At 70.7% G+C, this 3,309-nt stretch carries 3 protein-coding genes; 1 reads left to right on the top strand and 2 read right to left on the bottom strand.

Annotation, left to right across the window (positions count from 1 at the left end):
• Together AC2VNT_RS12605 and AC2VNT_RS12600 are read right to left on the bottom strand one after the other, a co-directional pair.
• The coding region (locus AC2VNT_RS12605) for a DUF3556 domain-containing protein (protein ID WP_486947182.1) at positions 1-246 on the bottom strand (246 nt) is incomplete at its 3' end.
• An 82-nt stretch (positions 247-328) separates the two neighbouring features.
• Entirely contained in the window at positions 329-1,834 is a 1,506-nt protein-coding gene (locus AC2VNT_RS12600; RefSeq protein ID WP_486947181.1) for an MmgE/PrpD family protein, read from the bottom strand.
• Between the two features lie 125 nt (positions 1,835-1,959).
• Between AC2VNT_RS12600 and AC2VNT_RS12595 the strand changes: the two genes are divergently transcribed.
• The coding region (locus AC2VNT_RS12595) for an HNH endonuclease signature motif containing protein (RefSeq protein WP_486947180.1) at positions 1,960-3,309 on the top strand (1,350 nt) is incomplete at its 3' end.

Below are 3,309 nucleotides of genomic sequence, written 5' to 3'. Positions count from 1 at the left end.
GATCGGCTCCGACCACCACGACCCGACACCGGTGAACCCGTGGATACCGTTGGTGGCCAACGCGAAAAGCCATCCGAACAGGATGTAGAGCAGGATTTTGACGACGTAGAACAGGTGCAGCACAACGGGCGTGCCGAAGCCCACCTCGGCCCAGTGCCGGGCCATCGGGCGGATCTTCTCGCTGCGGGTGCCCTTGCTCCACTCGGCGATGTCGATCTGCGGCAGGTCGGGCTTGAGAAATCCCATGGTTTCACAGACTAGAACGTGTTCTAGGCGGATGCGTTCATCTTCGGGGAAAGATTCGTGGCCGAACGCGAGCCCGGGGCGGCTATCCGAAGATTCCCGGCGGTGTCACCGGTGCGGTGTGCAACACCCGCGGATCGACCGTTACGTTGAGCGCACGCAGCTCCGCGGCCTGCAGCTCGGCCAGCGATTGCACCGCGGACAGGAATCGTTGCTGCTCGGCGGCTCCCACGACGCCGCCGGCGAGTTCGGTGAATTTCTCCACGTACTCCCGGCGCCCGAAGGGCCGGGCGCCCAGCGGGTGCGCGTCGGCCACCGCCAGCTCGTCGACGATCACCGCGCCGTCGGCGAGCGTCACCTCCGCGCGCGCCCCGAACGCCCGCTCGGCCGGATCGACCGCGTGATAGCGGCGGGTCCACTCCGGATCCTCGACGGTGCCGATCTTGTGCCACAGCTCCACGGTGTCGGGCCGGTGGGCGCGCTCTTGCGCGTAGGAGCGTTCGTGGTGCCAGCTGCCGTCCTGCAGCGCGACGGCGAAAATGTAGGGCAGCGAGTGGTCGAGCGTTTCCCGCGACGCGTCCGGGTCGAACTTCTGCGGGTCCCCGGACCCGGTCCCGATCACGACGTGGGTGTGCCGGCTGGTGTGCAGCACGATCGCCTCGATCCGGCCGAGGTCGCCGAGCCGGCCGCGCAGCCGTCGGGCCAGGTCGATCGGCGCCTGGCTGTGGTACTCGGCCGCATGCTGCTTGGGGTAGCTGTCCAGGATGGCGCGTTTGGGCTCGCCGGGTGCCGGCAGCGGCACCCGGTATTCGCAGTCCGGGCCGCCGAGCAGCCCGGCGATGACCCCATCCTGGCCCTCCCAGATCGGCGCCGGCGATCCTTCCCCGCGCATCGCCCGGTCCACCGCTTCGACGGCGACCTTCCCGGCGTGCGCCGGCGCGAAGGCCTTCCAGCTCGAGATCATGCCCTTGCGGGATTGGCGGGTGCTGGTGCACAGGTGCAGCGCCTGCCCGATCGCCTGATAGATGGTGTCGGCGTCCAGGCCCAGCATGGCCCCGATCCCGGCGGCCACCGCGGGGCCCAGATGGGCGACGTGGTCGATCTTGTGCTCGTGCAGGCAGATTCCGCGTGCCAGGTCGATGTGGATTTCGTAGGCGGTGGCCACACCGCGGATCAGGTCGGCGCCGCACACCCCGAGTTGCTGCGCAACAGCCACCAGCGGGGGGATGGTGTCGCCCGGATGGGCATACTCGGCGGCCAGAAAGGTGTCGTGAAAGTCCAGCTCGCGCACCGCGACCCCGTTGGCCCAGGCCGCCCATCCGGCCGAATAGGCGCCGTCCACACCGAACACGGCTGCCCCGTGCGCGACGGGGTGGGCCAGCGCCTGCCGGCGGGCCACGGTGACGGGCCGGCGCAGCACCGCCGCGGCGCTGACCGCGGCGTTGTCGATGATCCGGTTCGCCACCATCGCCGCGACGTCGGGTTCGACCGGAACCGGGTCGGTGGCGACGTCGGCGATCCTGGCGGCCAGGTGTTCGGCGCGCGGGAACCCCTCGGCGCTGCGCCGCGCCCGGACCGTGTGCACCAACACAACGTGCACACTATGTGGGGCAGCCGGCAGCCGGGACCGGGCCACGCACCCACCCGTGCGGCCGGCGTCTCGGGTCCGGCGTCTCGGGGCGACCGGTTGTCGGTGGCCCGACATAGTATTCGAACATGAGTTCGAGTAGTCGCGAAGAGGTCGCCGCGGTCCTCGACGCGCTCGACGCCGCCCTCGACCGCGCCTGCGCGCTGTCGTTCGACGCGTTGACCACTCCCGAACGGTTGCGGATCCTGACGCGGCTGGAGAAAGCCGCCCGACGGTTGCCCGTCCCCGGCCACCAGCTGATCAACCAACTCGCCGAACGAGCCACCCGCGACGAGCTCGGCGCCGGCCTTCCCGACGCGCTGGCCGACCGGCTGCGCATCACCCGCGGCGATGCCACCCGGCGCGTCGCCGAGGCCGGCGACCTGGGGCCGCGCCGCGCCCTCTCGGGGGAACCGTTGCCGCCGCGGTTGACCGGCACCGCCGCCGCGCAACGCGGCGGCGAGCTGGGCTCCGGACAGGTGCGGGTCATCCGCCGCTTCCTGCACCAGCTGCCCGACGCCGTCGACGTGGGGACCCGGGAGAGCGCCGAAGCCCAGCTCGCCGAGCTGGGCGCTCGCCACCGACCCGACGATCTGGCCAAACTGGCCGAGCGCCTCAACGGCTACCTCAACCCCGACGGCACCTACACCGACAGCGACCGCGCCCGCCGCCGCGGCCTGACGCTGGGCCGCCAAGACGTCGACGGCATGTCCAAGCTGACCGCCTGGCTGACACCGGAATCCCGCGCCACGTTGGAGGCCGTGCTGGCCAAGACGGCGACCCCGGGCATGTGCAACCCCGAGGACCAGACGCCCATCGTCGACGGCCAAGCCGACGAGCAGGCCCGCCGGCGCGACATCCGCAGCCCCGCCCAGCGCAACCACGACGGGCTCAACGCCGCGCTCAGAGCGCTGCTGGCATCCGGAGACCTCGGCCGGCACAACGGATTACCGGCCACCATCATCGTGACCACCACGCTGGCCGAGTTGGAGGCCGCCGCCGGACACGGGCTGACCGGCGGCGGCACCATCTTGCCCATGAGCGACGTGATCCGGCTGGCTCGCCACGCCCACCACTATCTGGCCCTCTTCGAGGGGGGCAAAGCGCTCGCGCTGTGGCACACGAAACGACTCGCCTCACCCGGGCAACGAATTGTCCTGTACGCCAAGGACCGTGGGTGTACCCGGCCAGGATGCGACAGGCCCGGCTATTGGACCGAAGCCCATCACGTCGAGGATTGGGCCACCACCCATCGCACGGACGTCAACACGCTCACCCTGGCGTGCACGTCGGATCACCCACTGGTCGGGCCCGGCGGGTGGACCACCCGCAAGAACGCGCGCGGCGACACCGAATGGGTACCGCCGCCCCATCTCGACTACGGCCAACCCCGAACCAACCTGTTCCACCACCCGGAAAAGCTTCTGGCAGAAGAGGAC

This window comes from Mycobacterium sp. TH-M15 (assembly GCF_057473705.1).
The sequence above is the reverse complement of the archived record's forward strand: the minus strand, read 5'-3'. Positions and strand labels throughout refer to the sequence as shown.